Origin of the sequence: Corynebacterium sp. MSK297 (assembly GCF_030232885.1) — a bacterium.
GTDB lineage: Bacteria > Actinomycetota > Actinomycetes > Mycobacteriales > Mycobacteriaceae > Corynebacterium.
On record NZ_JASPGD010000010.1, the window covers coordinates 47,739 to 64,383 of the forward strand.

The following is a 16,645-nucleotide window of genomic DNA, read 5'->3' on the forward strand; positions in this document are numbered from 1 at the left end:
TTTCAATAACGTTGAAGGCGTTGATGACGTTGCCTGGCGTTGAGCCCCAGAAGTCCTTAACGCCGACGTAAGAAGAATCCAGCTATTGCCGCAATTCCGGCTCCAGCGGCGATGACAGCGAGCACCACAATCAAGATCATCTTTTCGTGGGACTCAGCATTTGTACCGGCATTATCCGCGTCCGCGCTATCTGGCGACGCATCGTCGGAATTTTGTGGTGCCGGGCTAGCCCCCTCTGTCAGGGTGGGTTCGGTGTCTACATCGGCGACTGGCTGCAATATGCCGATATTCGTGCCCGGTGCCACAGAGAATCCCGAATGCAATAGTTTTTGCGCTTGCTCCCACGCGCGGGCCTTGTCGACGGTGGTATCGAGAATTACCGCCATCAATCGCCGACCGTCACGGTTCAGTGCACCGACGAAGGTGTGGTTGGCATCGTCGGTGTAACCAGTTTTACCGCCCATGCCGTCCGGATCATTCATAAACAGGTGGTTGTCGTTCCAGACTTCGAATCCTTCGTGCTCGTCGAATCCCGGGAATGGAATGAATTCGGTGTTCACGATGCGATCAAAAGTCGGGTTTTGGTAGGCCGCGCGATAAATCAATCCCAGGTCATAGGCTGAGGCTGAGTTGCCCGCTACGTCCAAGCCGGAATAGCTCGCGGCGTAGGTGTCCGTGGTTCCCAGATCGTCGGCAAGCTTATTGATCTTGCGCAGCGCCGCTTCGTCGCCGCCGAGTTCTTGTGCCAGAGCGTGCGCGGCATCATTACCAGATGCCAGCAACAAACCGTGCAGCAGCTGCTCGATGGTGTATTCGCCACCAGCGCCGATGCCTACTCGGGAGCCGACTTGATCGGCAGATTCCTGTGAGACGGTCACGGTCTTTTCCAGATCGAGCTCTGCAATGGCGACCAAGGCCAGTAATGCCTTGATAATCGAGGCCGGGCGGTAGCGCCCGTGGGGGTCTTTCTGCGCGATGATCTCGCCAGAATCGATATCGGCAACCAACCAGGCTGAAGCCAAGACGGATTCGTCGACATGAAAACCCGGAGCAGTGCTGACCCCGCAGTTTTGTTTCTCCAGTGGCGGCAATGGGGTAGGAGAGGGCTGACCGGGCGCGACAGCCTCAGAGGTGGTGCGAGCCTGCGGCGGATGCACACGGTTCGGGCACGAGCTGGTATCGGGCGCTTCCTCGCGGCTGAGTGGCTCCGGAGCTGCCGACTCGTCGCCCTCGCTTGGAGCTGGGCCTTCCAGCGGGGTGGGTTCTTCCTGCTGGGCGCGGATCAGTGGGGCCGCAGCAGCGTGTAGGGCAGCGAAGTCGGGTGCGCCGATGCCAAACGCGGTGGTTCCCGTGACCATGCCAGTGGCAAGTAAAGCCGCGCAGCAGGTCGATCCGTATCTCACAAGGGCGCGGCGGCCGGGTTTGCTCTCATCCATAACAGCCGATAAGTCTACTCCTTGTTACGGAGGCCGTTGTTATGGCAGCGTTGCCTTTTTGTTTGGGTGGGCCGCAGAATTTGGACGGGGCGAAGAAACTGAGCGCGTGAAATTCGCGCGGTACCATCGTGGGCATGATTGAGACCCCTGCGATTAGCCCCGAGCACAAAAATTTTGCTGCCCAGTTGATCAGTGGGCTCCCGAAAGTCACGCTCGATGAGCAGTTGCCTACCCGCACCCAGGACGGTGCCGCAGTGACCACACGCGAGGAGCTGGCTGCACACATCCAGTCCACCGTGCAAAAATACCGCGACGACAATGTGGTGTACCTGGAATTACGCGTTGTGGTGGAGGATTTTTGTACCGATAACTTTGTGCTTGCCGACGCCTTCGCCACCGCTGTGGATGCTGTGGCGGTGGACGGAATCCGAGCGCGATTGCTGCCAGTTGTGCGCGCAGACGGCGATGCCGTCGCTGAGTTGACGGAGCTTGCGCTGCATGCACAAGGCGACCCGAACTTGGCTGGTGTGGTGTTCCTGCTTTCTGGAAATTCCAATGATGCCAATCCAGGCGCTACTGGCTCGGCTTTGGCAGCTGCCTGTGCCAAGCTGCGCGAAAATTTTCTTCCGTTTGCCATCGACGGCGCTGCTGATATTGAAGCCATCGGCGCAGCCGTGCAACTGGGGGCGCTGCGCCTGGGGCGCCCGTTGGCGTTGGTTGATGATTTTTCTGCAGATATGACCGGCATCGTGCCGGGAAAGATTTCTGGTTGGGTGCGTGATCGTGGCATTGCTGCAGAAATGACACCGGTATGGGATCTTGCCGACGACTCGTTGGGCGATGCAGCTGTTGATGAGTTACCGGATCATCCGCTGCCGTTGTTTCAGCAGCTTGGTTTTAGTTGCACGATTTCAGCCGGGGATGTGGCAACCGGTAATTGCACCGATGTGATGAATGCGTTGACCGAAACTTTCGGTTATGGCCTGGAAGAATTTTTTGACCTCACTGCGAAGACAGTTGCGGCAAGTTTTTTGTCGGAGCCGGAGCGTCAGCAGCTCATGGAGACCCAGATTTTGCCGCGCTATGAAAAACTGGCTGACGCGGAACTGCGCCAGCCAGATGATGCGGATGAACAAGATGAGGGCGATGCTGTGGTTAATTAGAAGCCTGGTTAGAATTTCGCGAAGCGCTTAACCAGCATGTCTTCCAAACCGCGCCACCCCTTTGAGTGGTCGGTATACGGCTTGGACGGCACGTAGCCGCTGGTTTGCTGCGAGCCCAGCATGTAGCCCAGGTAATCCTGGAAGCGTGGGTTGGCCACCATATAGGAGTTGATGGAATCGTCGCCAGCCCAGTCGGCGGCGTCGGCAAGTAATTCGTAGCAGGCTGACATCTGTGGGATGTCTACGGCTTCGGGGCCTTTTTCCATGTCCTCGGTGAGACCGCGGAAGCTGTAGGCATTATCGCGGTGGACGGTCAGCTCGAGTTCACCAGCATTAGCGGCGGTGACGATATCTTCCCAGGTCGCAACTTTTGCTAGATCGTGTTCGTCATTTTCGATGATCCAGCGCAACAATTGGCGGCCGGTGGGGAAGGTGTTGATGGTGCCGAAACGCCCCAAAAAGATCGGCGCGCCGTCCAGATAGCAGCGCAATGTGTAGACGGATTTGCCGTCGATGGTGATTTTTATTGGGTCGATGCCTGCCGCCGCCCAAGCCGAAGAATCATACGGATCCGCAGCCTCAGCCTGGCGTTTGCGCTCTTCTTCGCGCTCTGCGCGTTCTTTGTCGGCTTGTTCTTTCGAGTGAGTGATGCGTTTTTCTGCATCGGCGATCGTGCCTTTATCCACGCTGTCGAAATCTTCGGTGACATCGACGATGCGCACGCTCTCTGCCAGGTTGGATTCGATCTTTTTCCAGTTTGACAGTACCGCACGCCCTACTGATGACCACTCGGAAAGGCCATGGTCTCCGGAGTAGTGATCAGCGCCGCGTTGCACATTGCTGAGCACGGAGTGGGTGGAAAAGAAGATCATTGTGTCATCGTCAGTACAGACATTTCCCAGCGCCTTGGTAATGGACAAGATCTTGGCTGAGGTTGCCACTGCGTCATAGGACGGACGGTCGGCCAAGTAGTGCGGCAACCCAACGATGTCGTAGTGGTCGCGGTCTTCTGGGTGCGCTCGATATTCTGGAAGCTTCGCGAAACTCTCCCATTTCGGGTGCTCACGAAGGTCGTGCTTGGTGGTGTTTTCTAGATACACCAGCATTTCGGCCACTGTGGGAAAGACCAGGACGTTGTCGTCGTCGCCGAGGAAAGCTTCCCACTGCGAGCCGTTTTCTTTCCAGGTCGGAGCCCACAGGGTATAAAAATCACCGCTGCTCAGCGATAGGGAAACCGGGATGATCGCGCGATTATTCATGGGCACTAAGTTTAGCGAACGTGGTGCAACAGTGTGCCTTCCTGGTGCCTTCGGTGCCGTCGGCCCGCAGTTCTGCGAACGCCCGCAGACACGCTAGACCGTTGGTCGGTAGACACATTACGCGGTTGGCCGGTAGAAACCATGAAAATTCATATCCAGGTTGTTTGTGCGCAGTGGTGAGGTGGAAACCGGGCTGCCGGCCTCAATCAGTTCACCGTTTCCTGCGTACATGGCTACATGCCCGTCCCAGACAGCCAGGTCTCCTTCGCGTAATTCACTGGCAGAAACCTGCTGGCCGACGGCTTGTTCATGCGCCAACCGTGGAATATCCACACCGGCTTGACCCCAAGCCCATTGCGTAAACCCGGAGCAGTCAAAACCGACTCCGGGGGTGGTCCCGCCCCATTCATAGGGTGTGCCCAGCTGGCCGCGCGCGGCAACCACGGCTTGGCGCCCAGCTTCAGCGCCGGCATCATCGCTCGGGGCGGGTGTGTTTACCGCTGCCGGTGCGAAAGCGGGATCAGAAGTGGTAGCTGTTCCGCCATCGCTGGTGGGAGTCGGGCCTGGTGGTGGGCCAGCAGTGGAGGTCGCTGCAGCGGCCTGGGTTGCTGCTGGTGCCTCGGTAAGCGCAAAAGGTTCTTCGGCAATACTGTGCAGCCGACCCGCCAGGGTGGAAAGCGTTTCGTCTAACCTACCTGCAACCGCTTCTGCTTGGGCAATATGCGTACGTGCCACCGCTTCAAGCTGCGCGATAGCAGAGGTGGCTGCACCCGGGGTTGGCTGCAAAGCAGAAAGCGCAACTGGCGCGGCGTGGTGCAGAAACGATTGTCCTATTCCGAATAGTTGTTCTGCGGTGGCGCTCATCGCCGCTTGTGCCTCGCCGGTGATCTCGGAGATCTGGTGATTGTGCCTATCAATCAGCGTTGCTGCAGCGTCGATATCGGCTGCGCTTGCCCCGCTGATCGCTGCTAATTCACCGGCGGCAGACACATCCGGCATAACGGGGATGGAATAATCACCCAACTGGGCGGGCACTAACTCGCTAATGCGGCTTACGGTTTCCACAACACTCATCCGCGCACCTCCTCAGCCGCAGGCACGGCGTCGGCAAGCGAATGTATCCCAGCCATCGTGGAATTTTCTGCCAAGGAAGCATCGCGCACCATGGCAAAACCAGAATCAGCTGCTGCGTATAAACGTTGCGCTAACTGGCGTGACTGCATGGCGGTAACGGAGCTGGCACGTTCCATCGCAGAGAGGAAATCCCGGTAGCCAGCAGCATAAGCGGCCGCGGAGAGATCGACAGGTGGGGCAGTGGGTTCGCGCACATGTGTGGCAGCGCGTTCCAGATCCTTCGCTAGTGCAGTGGCGTGGTCATAATCTAAAGCAAACGTCGTCATGGTCCATTAGACAGTGCAATCCGCGAAATGGTTCCGACGGATCCCGAACATCACTGAGCATGCACTGAGCATGACCGAACATCACCGAGCACAGTCACCGGAACTACTTCGCCATGGCATAGCATGAGGTATATGGATATCACCGTGGTAGAACACCCCCTGGCCGCCGCACGCTTGAGCTTGTTGCGCGATCAACGTAGCGACAATGCCGCCTTCCGTGCTGCCCTGAAAGATCTCGGTTCCATGCTGGTTTATGAAGCCGCCCGCAACCTAGATGTCGACGAATTCACCCTGACCACCCCGGTCGCCGACACCACCGGCACCCGGCTGTCGAACCCACCGATTATCGTGCCAATCATTCGCGCCGGGTTGGGCATGGTGGACCCGGCCTTGGCGATGATCCCGGATGCGCAGGTCGGTTTTATCGGTATGGCCCGCGATGAGGACACCCACGAGCCCGTGCCGTACCTGGAAGCACTTCCCGACGATCTCAGCGGCCGCACGGTTTTTCTTGTTGATCCCATGTTGGCCACTGGCGGCTCCCTGTTGCATTCGTTGCGATTGTTGGCAGACCGCGGCGCGCGTGATATCACCGCGGTGTGCATTGTCTCGGCGCAACCTGGCGTGCAGGCGCTCCAGGATTCCGGTTTACCGGTTCGCTTGGTTACCGCGGCGATTGATCCGGAACTCAACGACAATGCGTATATCGTTCCAGGGCTTGGCGACGCAGGCGACCGCTTGTATGGTCCGCGTAATATCGAGCTCTAAACATCGACCTGTAAGCATGTACCTGTAAGCATCGACCTGTAAGCTAGGCCTCATTGCATGTGATTTCGGGGGATTTCGGGGAGGATCTGCAATGGGGCAATACCACCGTTGGTATTGGGCGAGTTTTGGCCATGCACTGGCGAATAACCTGCGCGCTTTGCGGAAAATGCGTGGTCTTTCGCAGGCCAGGCTGGCGCAATTATCTGGGCTGTCGCGCACGGTGATCTCTAACTTGGAGCGCAACGAATCCGGCGTGAAAGCCTGTGACCCACAGCTGTCCACCGTCTATAAACTGGCCCAAATTCTCTACGTCCCGCCTGGGGTCTTGCTGCCGCAAGCCGATGCGTTAATCGACGGGCCTTGTACGGCAAGTACGCCGCATCTGCGCAGGGTGTGGCCTGTTGATGAGGTCGATACCGCGCCGTTTAGTTCGGGTTATCTAACGCGTGCGCGAGCTAACGAGCTGCCGAAATTTGCTGGTTTCCAGAACCGATCAACAGACCAGCATGCCGACGACACCGGCCTGTAGCTGCAACCGCGTATAATCTGCACTCATGTCGTAAACTACGGCATGACTAATGACTGGCAGCCGCATTTAGGTGCCTGCAAGACACAGAATAAAAGACACAGAATACAAGGCTCAGAAAACTGAGAAAATAAGACTCAGAAAACTAAGAGCGTGAAATAGCTGAAGAAAGGATCGGGTTAATGGACATTGCCTCGTTCGTTGCTGAGTGGATCGAGCACCACCACGACGAGGTGATCGGCTGGCGGCGTCACATTCACCGCAACCCGGACCTTTCACACAAAGAGCACGCCACCACGGATTTCCTCTGTGGCGTATTAGAAGAATATGGCCTGCAGCCGCATCGCTTCCCAGAAACCGGCCTATACGTGGATATCGGTGATGACTACGGAAAAGGGCGCTTGGGCTTCCGCGCCGATATTGACGCGCTACCGATCCAAGAACTCACTGGTGTTGAATTTGCCTCGCAGATTGATGGGGTTTCGCATTCTTGTGGCCACGACATCCACACCACCGTAGCTTTGGGTTTGGCATGCGCATTGGGGCAGTTGACCAACGCCTATCCGGGTGCTTTGAGCTTCGGGGTACGTGTCATTTTCCAGCCCGCAGAAGAGGTCATGACCGGTGGCGCGGTCAATGTCATTGAGTGGGGTGCACTTGCGGGCGTATCTGCGTTGTATGCAGTCCACGCTGAACCAAAATTGAAAGTTGGCCAAATCGGCATCCGCACCGGTGCAATCACCTCGGCTTCCGACGTTATTGAAATTTCGGTCTCTGGTACTGGCGGCCACACCTCACGCCCGCATCTCACCAGCGACGTCGTTTATGCGCTGGGCAAACTCGTGACTGAATTACCGGCGGTGCTTTCGCGCCGGGTTGATCCGCGCACCGGCACCGTCGTGGTTTTTGGCGCTATTCATGCCGGTTTTGCCCCGAACGCGATCCCGGAACAAGGCTCTGTGATGGGCACGCTGCGTACCGCGGATATCAGCGTGTGGCGGTGGTTGCGCCGGGAGCTATCGGAGATTATTGGCGAGATCCTGGCCCCGACGGGAGTTGATTACGTCGTTACGCATGATCAGGGCGTGCCACCAGTGCTCAATGACGAAGTCGCCACCGCGCTGCTGACAGAAGCAGTGACCAGCATTGATCCGCACGCTGCGGTGCAGGCGCCGCAGTCGTCGGGAGGCGAAGATTTCTCCTGGTATCTCGAACACGTGCCAGGCTCGATGGCGCGGTTGGGCTGTTGGTCCGGAACTGGCGAGATGCAGGATCTGCACCAAGGCAATTTCGACCCTGATGAGCGCTCGGTGTCTGTGGGAATCCGTCTGTTCGCAGGCATCGTTGCGCGTTACGAAGCCCAAGCACGTTAGAATGGCTGAAAGTGTAATCTTCGCCGCAAAGTTTTGTGCACCAAATCAGGTGTGCGGGCGTGTGGCGAGGAGCAAATTATGACGAAACCCAAGACTGCACAAAATTTTTGATGAGAGTGTAAGGAGCCCGCGTGTCTCACACCGCAAAGCGAATGGTCATCATAGGCGGCGGACCAGCCGGGTATGAAGCAGCCTCGGCGGCTACCAAATATGGGGCCAAAGTGACGTTGATCGATGATCTGGCTCCGGGCGGCAACTCGGTGCTGCTGGACTGTGTTCCGTCGAAATCATTTATTGCCGGCGCGAATATTAAAACCGACTTGCGTCGTGCCGACGACATGGGTCTGAACGAAGGTATCGGTGAAACGAACCTTTCGGTGAAAGCCCTGAACGAGCGTGTGCAGGTGCTGGCCAACGAGCAGTCTGCTGATATTGCTGAAGGCCTGGAAGAGCTGGGGGTTCGCGTGATTAAGGGCCGCGCCAGCTTCGAAGAAATGGTTTCTGGTGTCACCCACTTGGTTACCGCGACCCATAACGAAGACGGCCGCGAAGAACTTATTCCGTGTGACCTGGTGCTTTTGGCTACCGGTGCGAGCCCACGGATTCTGCCGGGCGCGCAGCCGGATGGTGAGCGCATTTTGACCTGGCAGCAGATTTACAACTTGGAAGAGCTACCAGAACACCTCATCGTGGTGGGCTCAGGTGTCACTGGTGCTGAGTTCGTCTCCGCGTTTTCTGAGCTGGACGTCAAGGTCACGATGGTGGCCTCTCGTGATCGCATTTTGCCGCATGACGACGCCGACGCCGCCGATACCCTTGAGGAAGTTCTGGCAGAACGCGGTGTGGAGTTGGAAAAGCATGCGCGTGTTTCCGAGATCAAGCGCACTGACGGTGAAGGCGGGGAAGGCGTGGTCGTCATTACCGACGACGGCCGCGAAATCCACGGCTCGCACGCGCTGCTGTCGATCGGTTCCATCCCGAATACCTCCAATATGGGCTTGGAACGCTTGGGCGTGGAGATGGAAAAATCCGGACACATCATGGTGGATCGCGTCTCGCGCACCAACGTGCCCAACGTTTACGCCGCTGGTGACTGCTCGAATTTGTTCCCACTAGCGTCGGTGGCTGCCATGCAGGGGCGCATTGCGGCGTATCACGCGCTGGGCGAAGGCGTTTCTCCGCTGCGTTTGAAGACTGTGGCTACCGCGGTGTTCACCCGTCCAGAAATTGCTGCTGTGGGGGTGACAGAAAAAGAAATCGAAGACGGGGAAGTGCTGGCCCGCAAGTTCAAACTGCCACTGCACACCAATCCGCGCGCCAAGATGCGTTCGCTGCGCCACGGTTTTGTCAAGATCTTCTGCCGTGGGCAGTCGGACTTGGTCATTGGTGGTGTCGTCGTCGCCCCGCACGCCTCAGAATTGATTTTGCCGATCGCTGTTGCAGTGGCGAATAACCTCACTGTGACGGATCTGGCTGATTCGTTTGCCGTGTACCCATCGCTGTCCGGCTCGATTACCGAGGCCGCGCGTCGCCTGATTGCGCCAGATACGCTGACCTAAAGCCGAATTCGCTAGCGCCAGATTCCGCAATATCTGTCGAGTTATCACCCCACCCGCCGTGCCCCACGGCGGGTTTAGTATATTGAGACCTAGATTACCCAGGCGCCTGTGTGTTGTATGCCTAAATACGAGGGTGCCGGTTGGGTGATTTCTCTTGTATATATCCGAAAGGAAGTTGACGTGGCACAGTCAGGCTTGCCAGCCTTCAACAAAGTTCTGGTCGCTAACCGCGGTGAGATTGCCGTTCGCGCATTCCGAGCCGCTTTCGAAACCGGGGCGCGTACCGTCGCGGTGTATCCGAAAGAGGACCGCAACTCGTTCCACCGCGCTTTTGCTGATGAAGCAGTGCGCATTGGTGCTGAAGCCCAGCCGGTCAAGGCTTATCTGGACGTCGACGAAATCATCCGTGCTGCGAAAAAATCCGGCGCGGACGCTGTTTACCCGGGTTATGGTTTCCTTTCTGAGCGCGCGGATTTGGCGCGTAAGTGTGCAGAAAACGGCATCAAGTTCATCGGTCCCACTGAGGACACTTTGCACCTGACTGGTGACAAGTCCGCCGCTGTGCATGCTGCAGAAGAGGCTGGCTTGCCGACGCTGAAGGACTCTAAGCCGTCGTCAGACGTCGACACGCTGGTGGAATATTCTTCGGAGTTTGACTACCCGCTGTTTGTTAAGGCCGTGGCTGGTGGCGGCGGACGCGGTATGCGCTTTGTGAAAAACGAGAAAGAGCTGCGCACCAAGATTGCAGAGGCATCCCGTGAGGCCGAAGCCGCCTTTGGTGATGCCAACGTGTATCTGGAAACTGCGGTGATTAAACCTCAGCACATTGAGGTGCAGGTGTTGGCGGATTCGCAGGGCAACGTCGTCCACCTGTACGAGCGTGACTGCTCGCTGCAGCGCCGCCACCAGAAAGTCGTTGAGATCGCCCCGGCACAATTCCTGGATGCCGAGCTGCGCGAAAAGATCTGTGCCGATGCGGTGCGTTTCTGTGAGCACATTAACTACGAGGGCGCCGGTACCGTCGAGTTTCTTGTCGACGAAAACGGCAAGCACGTCTTCATCGAGATGAACCCACGTGTGCAGGTCGAGCACACCGTCACTGAGGAAGTGACCTCGGTTGACATTGTGAAATCGCAGATGCACATTGCCGCTGGAGCTACTCTGGAGCAACTCGGTCTCACCCAAGATGCCATCACATTATCCGGTGCCGCGCTGCAGTGCCGTATTACCACTGAGGATCCTGCCAACGGCTTCCGCCCAGATACCGGCACGGTCTCGTCGTACCGTTCCCCGGGTGGTGCAGGTGTGCGTCTCGACGGTGCTACCTCTGTTGGTGCAGAAATCACCCCGAACTTCGATTCGCTGCTGGTGAAAATGACCTGCCGCGGGGCGGATTTCCAGATCGCGGTTGCTCGCGCGCAGCGGGCACTGAACGAATTCACCGTTACCGGTGTGTCCACGAATATCGGCTTCCTACGCGCCCTGCTGAGGGAGCCGGAATTCGCCAATGAGCGCATCAACACCGGTTTCATCGCAGATCACCCGCATTTGCTGGAAGCTCCACCGGCTGACGATGAACCGGGCCGCATTCTGGAATACATCGCGGATATGACCGTGAATAAGCCGCACGGTGAGCGCCCCACCGCATTGCGCGCTTTCGACAAGCTGCCGAAGACGCTGGCACCGGAGATCCCGAAGGGTTCGCGTGATCGTCTGCTGGAGTTGGGCCCCGAAGGTTTCGCGAAGTCCATTCGTGAGCAAGATGCGCTGGCGGTCACTGATACCACCTTCCGCGACGCACACCAATCGTTGCTGGCTACACGCGTGCGTACCTCCACGCTGTTCGCCGCAGCCCAGCACGTCGCACGCATGACACCAGACTTGTATTCCGTGGAAGCCTGGGGTGGCGCCACCTACGACGTGTCCATGCGCTTCTTGCACGAAGACCCGTGGCAGCGCCTGGATCTGCTGCGCAAAGAAATGCCGAACATCAACCTGCAGATGCTGTTGCGCGGTCGCAATACGGTGGGTTATACCCCGTACCCCGATGCCGTCGCCAAGGCTTTCGTGCAGGAGGCTTCTGATTCTGGTATCGACATCTTCCGTATCTTCGATGCGTTGAATGATGTCTCGCAAATGCGCCCGGCTATCGACGCTGTCTTGGAGACCAACAAGTCGGTCGCAGAGGTTGCCATGGCGTATTCGGGTGATATGACCTCGCCGAAAGAAAACATTTACACCCTGGATTACTATCTGCGCCTGGCAGAAGAGATTGTGAAATCGGGTGCACATGTTCTGGCTATCAAAGACATGGCTGGTCTGTTGCGCCCTGCCGCAGCCACCAAGCTGATTACTGAGCTACGGAAAAACTTCGACTTGCCGGTGCACGTGCACACCCACGACACCGCGGGTGGTCAGTTGGCTACCTACCTGGCAGCAGCCAATGCGGGTGCTGATGCCGTCGATGGTGCTTCGGCACCACTGGCTGGCACCACCTCGCAGCCGTCGCTGTCGGCGATTGTTGCAGCCTTTGAAAACACCGAGCGTGACACCGGACTGGACCTGCGGGCCGTGGGTGATCTGGAACCATACTGGGAAGCAGTGCGCCAAGTTTACGCGCCATTCGAGTCCGGTATCCCTGGTCCAACTGGCCGCGTGTACAAGCACGAAATTCCGGGTGGCCAGCTGTCCAACCTGCGTACGCAGGCCAGCGCTCTGGGGCTGGCCGATCGCTTCGAGCTCATCGAAGACACCTACGCTGCCGTCAACGAGATGCTGGGTCGCCCAACGAAGGTGACACCATCATCGAAGGTGGTTGGCGATTTGGCGTTGCACCTGGTGGGCGCCAACGTCTCGCCAGAAGACTTCGCTGCTGATCCGCAGAAGTACGACATTCCAGATTCCGTTATTGCCTTTTTACGCGGTGAGCTGGGCACGCCACCGGCTGGTTGGCCAGAGCTGAAGGATAAGGCGCTGGCGGGCCGTTCCGAATCGAAACCGCAGTTGACTGAAGTACCGGAGGCAGAAGAAAAAGCGCTTGCCGACGACGACAAGTGGGTACGGCGCAATGGATTGGACCGACTTCTGTTCCCGAAGCAGGTCGAAGAATTCGCCGAATTCAAACGTCGCTTTGGTGATACCTCGGCATTGGACGATCGCGTGTTCTTCTACGGCTTGGTGGAAGGCGAAGAGACCGTCTTGCACTTCGCACCGGATGAGACCGGCTTTACCCCGCCATCCATGGTGGTGCGTCTGGATGCCGTGGGTGATCCGGACGAAAAGGGTATCTGCAATGTCGTGATGAACGTCAACGGGCAGATCCGTCCGATCAAGGTCCGAGATCAATCCGTGGAATCCTCGGTAGCTTCGGTGGAAAAGGCTGATAAGTCTAACCCAGGCCATGTTGCCGCACCGTTCGCTGGTGTGGTGAACCCAACCGCACAGGTTGGTGACAAGGTTTCTGCTGGCGATGAAGTGGCCATTATTGAGGCGATGAAGATGGAAGCCCAAATCTCTGCCACCGTCGACGGCACTATCGAGCGCGTCGCTATGGGGCAGGCGACGAGCGTTGAAGGTGGCGACTTGATCGTCGTGATCAAAGAAGACTAGTGCTGTTATGTCCATGAGGTTTTTGGACTTGGAGTCCAGCTACTTTTTGGACTCGGAGTCTAGGGACTTTGTGGACGCGGAGTCTCCCCGCTTTTTGGACGGGGAGTCCACAGAGTTTTTGTACTGGTGCTAGCTTGGCTTCTTCCGGCGGCTTGGCCGTGGCCCAGAGAGGTTGGGTTTTAGCTCTGGGGGTTGTCGGTGCCACATGCCGACAACGTGGTTTATGTTGATGTGACCGCCGGGTGGACGCTGATTCAGTTGGATTGGTAGCGGAAATGACAACAGTTTCTCACCGTCGTGATCAGTAAAAAATTCCACATAGTCATCGGCTACGCTGCTGTAGATGGCTCGATTTTTGAAGCGCAGCCCGACGTAGAGGCCGCGTCCTATAACGCGTACCGCCCCGCTTTTGTTGATCCACAGCTTGTCCGGGATAGGCCAGAGTGCATGTACACCGGTAGAGCTTGGCATTACGGTTGAGGAATCGGCATGGGGTGTATCTTGCTGGATCGCCTGAGTGTCGTTACTTGGTGTTCTGTCTGAAGCTGCAACTTCAGGCAGGGTATTATCTGTCGTGACCACTGTCTCGGCTGCTAAGGCATCTGCTTGGTTGTCGGGGTGAATCCGGTGATATTGTTTCGTGATTTTTGTCCATAAAACATCTGGGTCAATCGGCTGCGTCGGTGGCTGGGCATGCGAGATAATCTCCCAGGCTTGGGCTGGGGTGATGTGCATCTTGCCTTTGAGAAGTCCTTGGTGGCGACGGCGTGTGTTGTAGAAGTTGCGGTAGTCGACAATCAGCTGTTGGACCTGCGCCAGCGTCGTTGGGGTACGAGCATCCAAAAACCTGGTCATGGTTTGGTGCGATCGCTCGTCTTTGCCTTGCGTCGTGGGAGCAAAGCCTGCACTTGATTGAACTCCCAGGCTGGCGAGCCAGCGTTCGGTTTGCGACAGCCGGCCGCGATGGTAGGTGGCAAAGGCCTCACCGTTGTCAGAGAGGACTTCTTGGGGAAGTCCGTAAGCATCAATGGCTCCACTTAGCGTGATGCGGGCATCGGTGCCGTTTTCTGGAGTTCCAAAAGCTTGGGAGCCGACGTCGAAGCGGCTGGTATCGTCGACGACTTGGTAGATAGTTACTTGCGTGTGAGGCACATCGAAGAGTCTGTAGGTAAACGCATCGATCTGCCACAGTTCATTGACTTCGCCCCTGGCAAAGTGCCTGTAGGACTTACGCGGTCGTTTACGTGCATTGATGTCAGCGACGCCAGCCTCGTGCAACCATTGTGCGATTAAAGCTCGTGACGGTGGTTGGTCGTAGCCGAGTTCGTCGAGGAAGAAGTAGAAGATTGACCATGGGCCGCAGTCTTGGCCGCGGGCTTTTAACGTACCGCGAGCTTGCAGGACTTGTTGTCGATTTTTGTCATCGTAGACCCGTCGTGGGTTCAGCGGTGCCGTGCTGTCGGGCACGATGCCAGCCCGCCCGCGTTCGGCGATACGTGCTTTGATGTTGTAGTACGTCTGCTTTGATACGCCGATGTTCTTGCAGAACTGCTGGACCGTGATGCCCTCACGGATGGGGTCGAAATGCGCTATCTTTTTGCGGAGAGTAATGGGAATTGCCATCCCCACATTGTCAACAAGCCAGAGTCCAAAAAGTCGTTAGACATCACACAGCTAGTCTGCGTCCACTTCGAAGTACTCGGCGATATCGTCGAGTACTTCGTTTGCTCCATAAATGCCGACGGCGCTCATCCAAATGGTGTCGTCGACATCGTGGATCTCACCTTTCAGTTGGTTCCAGAGCGGATTGCGCTGGAATTCTTCTTGTGTCTTTGCGGCTTCGCCATCGTTGTCGCCATACGCGCTGGTAAAGATGTAGTCTGCATCCGCTTTGGCGATTTCTTCTGCGGAAATTTCGGTGCTGAACCCAGTGCCGGTGGAAGCGTCATTTCGTGCGAAGCCGAGATCGGCAAAGATCACCCCGATATAGCTGTCGTCTTTATAGATCCGGGTCGGCCCATCGACGAATCGCACGGACGTCACGCTAGGGTTTTTCCCGAGCTTTTCGCGTACGCGATCACCGATGCGCGCAGCACGCTCTTCGTAGTCGGTGATGAGCTCGTCGGCTTTTTCGGATTTATCCGCTACTTCACTTACCAGGCGCAAGCTGTCTTTCCAGCCATGGCCTCCAGAATCAGAAAAAACCGTCGGCGCGATGCTGCTCATCCGTTCGTAGAGATCTTCATGCCGGACTTTCGACGACAAGATCGCATCGGGTTTCAGCGCAGCGACTTTCTCTAATGACGGGTCACTAAGTTCACCAACCGAGACCGCGTCACCTGCGTATTTCTCGCCATCATCGCCGAAATAAGCAGGGATTCCGCTGTCCCCTTGGAGCTCGGTGAAGCCAACGACGTGCAAGCCTAGAGCGATAGCTGGGTCCAATACCGTGCGGTCGAGTGCTGCAACGGTGGTAATTTCTTCGCCCAGCTCCGTCGATCCCATTGCGTGCGAAATTGTCCGTGTAGCAGACGATTCTGCAGGTTTGAATGTGCTGTCTGCAGTGCCGGTGGTTGTATTCTGGCTGGAGTGCGCAGAATCATCGCCTGGTGCGGTACATGCAGTCAGTAGCCCCAAGCTGCAGGCGACTGCGAGGAATGCGCTTCTGGCCTTCCGGCTGTGGAATGGGCTGCCGAGCGATTGGCTGCTTATCGACGTTGGGCGTGGGGAGAATTGCCTGTGGGGAAGTGGTGAGGAAACTGCTGCTGCTTCGGGCAGTGGGGATGCTGGCATTGTGGCTGTACCTCCTGGTCGCAAAACTGAAGTGCAGACCAGAAACGCCGAACTAGCGTACGGTGTTGTTAGTCTACCCTTATTACGGCCAATAGGTTAGCATAGTCAACTTTATAAGTTATTGTGAAGCTGGGTGATGAAGCGGTGGTGATGATGTGGAGACCATGAAATAGTCACGGAGCCGTGGCGGGTTAAATCCCGCTCAACGTGCAGACTGGCCCCGCTAGACTCCCACAACGCGCCCGCTAAACGCGTGGAGTCGCGAACCACTTGACCATCGTGGAATCCGTCTTGTATTCGAAGCCGAATTTCTCATAGCGGGAACGCGCACGTGGATTGTCCTTATCCACGAACAAAGAGATACCTGGGGCGCCTTGTGTGCGCGCGAGTTCCACACCGGCCTCCAAGAGCCGAGTGCCTAACCCGAGGCCGGCATAGCGGCGCTCAACAGCGATCACGAGCTCCGGAACCTCTGGGTAGCCCACCCAGCCAGAGCCTGGATTGTTGGACTTCCAGTAGCGCAGGAACAAGCCGCCAGCTGGTACCGCATGGCTTGATATTGCGACGATACCACCCTGGGTGTATGGATCCCACTGGCTGACGTATTTGTGGTGGTCAGCAGACTCGCTTTCGGGAAGATCCCGGCTCTCGTCACCAAAAACGTCGGCAAGATAGTGCAGGCGAGACAGATACGTGCGATCGTCGTTGGTGGCAGGGCGCAGGGTAATTGTTGTGTCGTTAGGCATAGCTACTCATGAT

Annotated in this window: 13 protein-coding genes; 6 read left to right on the plus strand and 7 right to left on the minus strand. The window is 57.2% G+C overall.

The genetic code is table 11. The features are described from left to right. Positions 1-56 precede the first annotated feature (56 nt). On the minus strand, positions 57-1,436 hold the full coding sequence (locus tag QP888_RS09380; RefSeq protein ID WP_284813298.1) for a D-alanyl-D-alanine carboxypeptidase family protein: 1,380 nt from the start codon (positions 1,434-1,436) through the stop codon (positions 57-59). 134 nt (positions 1,437-1,570) lie between these two features. Between QP888_RS09380 and QP888_RS09385 the strand changes: the two genes are divergently transcribed. Further along, positions 1,571-2,599 carry an amidohydrolase family protein gene (locus QP888_RS09385; RefSeq protein WP_284813299.1) on the plus strand — a complete coding sequence of 343 codons (1,029 nt, stop codon included), beginning with the start codon at positions 1,571-1,573 and terminating at the stop codon, positions 2,597-2,599. Between the two features lie 8 nt (positions 2,600-2,607). Here the strand turns inward: QP888_RS09385 and QP888_RS09390 are convergent, their stop codons facing one another. The 3 genes from QP888_RS09390 to QP888_RS09400 all read right to left on the minus strand — a co-directional run bounded on the left by QP888_RS09390 (position 2,608) and on the right by QP888_RS09400 (position 5,258). Beyond that, positions 2,608-3,858: a SatS C-terminal domain-containing protein gene (locus QP888_RS09390; RefSeq protein ID WP_284813300.1), complete on the minus strand. Its 1,251-nt coding sequence runs from the start codon at positions 3,856-3,858 to the stop codon at positions 2,608-2,610. A 117-nt stretch (positions 3,859-3,975) separates the two neighbouring features. Beyond that, positions 3,976-4,932, minus strand: a complete 957-nt coding sequence (locus QP888_RS09395; protein WP_284813302.1) for a C40 family peptidase — start codon at positions 4,930-4,932, stop codon at positions 3,976-3,978. Next, positions 4,929-5,258, minus strand: coding sequence for a hypothetical protein (locus tag QP888_RS09400; protein WP_284813303.1), 330 nt, complete (start codon positions 5,256-5,258; stop codon positions 4,929-4,931). The genes QP888_RS09395 and QP888_RS09400 overlap by 4 nt, the downstream gene beginning before the upstream one ends. A gap of 132 nt (positions 5,259-5,390) precedes the next feature. Here QP888_RS09400 and upp point away from each other — a divergent pair, with 132 nt between their 5' ends. From upp to QP888_RS09425, 5 genes are all read left to right on the plus strand, one after another. Then, positions 5,391-6,026 carry a uracil phosphoribosyltransferase gene (upp, locus tag QP888_RS09405; RefSeq protein WP_284813304.1) on the plus strand — a complete coding sequence of 212 codons (636 nt, stop codon included), beginning with the start codon at positions 5,391-5,393 and terminating at the stop codon, positions 6,024-6,026. A 91-nt stretch (positions 6,027-6,117) separates the two neighbouring features. Continuing rightward, positions 6,118-6,555, plus strand: coding sequence for a helix-turn-helix domain-containing protein (locus QP888_RS09410; protein ID WP_284813305.1), 438 nt, complete (start codon positions 6,118-6,120; stop codon positions 6,553-6,555). Between the two features lie 179 nt (positions 6,556-6,734). Then, on the plus strand, positions 6,735-7,925 hold the full coding sequence (locus QP888_RS09415) for an amidohydrolase (protein WP_284813306.1): 1,191 nt from the start codon (positions 6,735-6,737) through the stop codon (positions 7,923-7,925). Positions 7,926-8,077: 152 nt separating this feature from the next. Continuing rightward, positions 8,078-9,484 (plus strand): NAD(P)H-quinone dehydrogenase, encoded by a 1,407-nt coding sequence (locus QP888_RS09420; RefSeq protein WP_284813335.1) that lies wholly within the window; start codon positions 8,078-8,080, stop codon positions 9,482-9,484. Between the two features lie 180 nt (positions 9,485-9,664). Next, positions 9,665-13,093 carry a pyruvate carboxylase gene (locus tag QP888_RS09425; protein WP_284813307.1) on the plus strand — a complete coding sequence of 1,143 codons (3,429 nt, stop codon included), beginning with the start codon at positions 9,665-9,667 and terminating at the stop codon, positions 13,091-13,093. A 129-nt stretch (positions 13,094-13,222) separates the two neighbouring features. On the opposite strand, the gene QP888_RS09430 is transcribed toward QP888_RS09425, so the two are convergent. From QP888_RS09430 to QP888_RS09440, 3 genes are all read right to left on the minus strand, one after another. After that, entirely contained in the window at positions 13,223-14,716 is a 1,494-nt protein-coding gene (locus QP888_RS09430; protein WP_284813308.1) for a DDE-type integrase/transposase/recombinase, read from the minus strand. A 51-nt stretch (positions 14,717-14,767) separates the two neighbouring features. Next, on the minus strand, positions 14,768-15,886 hold the full coding sequence (locus QP888_RS09435) for an ABC transporter substrate-binding protein (RefSeq protein WP_284813309.1): 1,119 nt from the start codon (positions 15,884-15,886) through the stop codon (positions 14,768-14,770). A 245-nt stretch (positions 15,887-16,131) separates the two neighbouring features. Further along, entirely contained in the window at positions 16,132-16,632 is a 501-nt protein-coding gene (locus QP888_RS09440) for a GNAT family N-acetyltransferase (RefSeq protein ID WP_284813310.1), read from the minus strand. Positions 16,633-16,645: the final 13 nt, after the last annotated feature.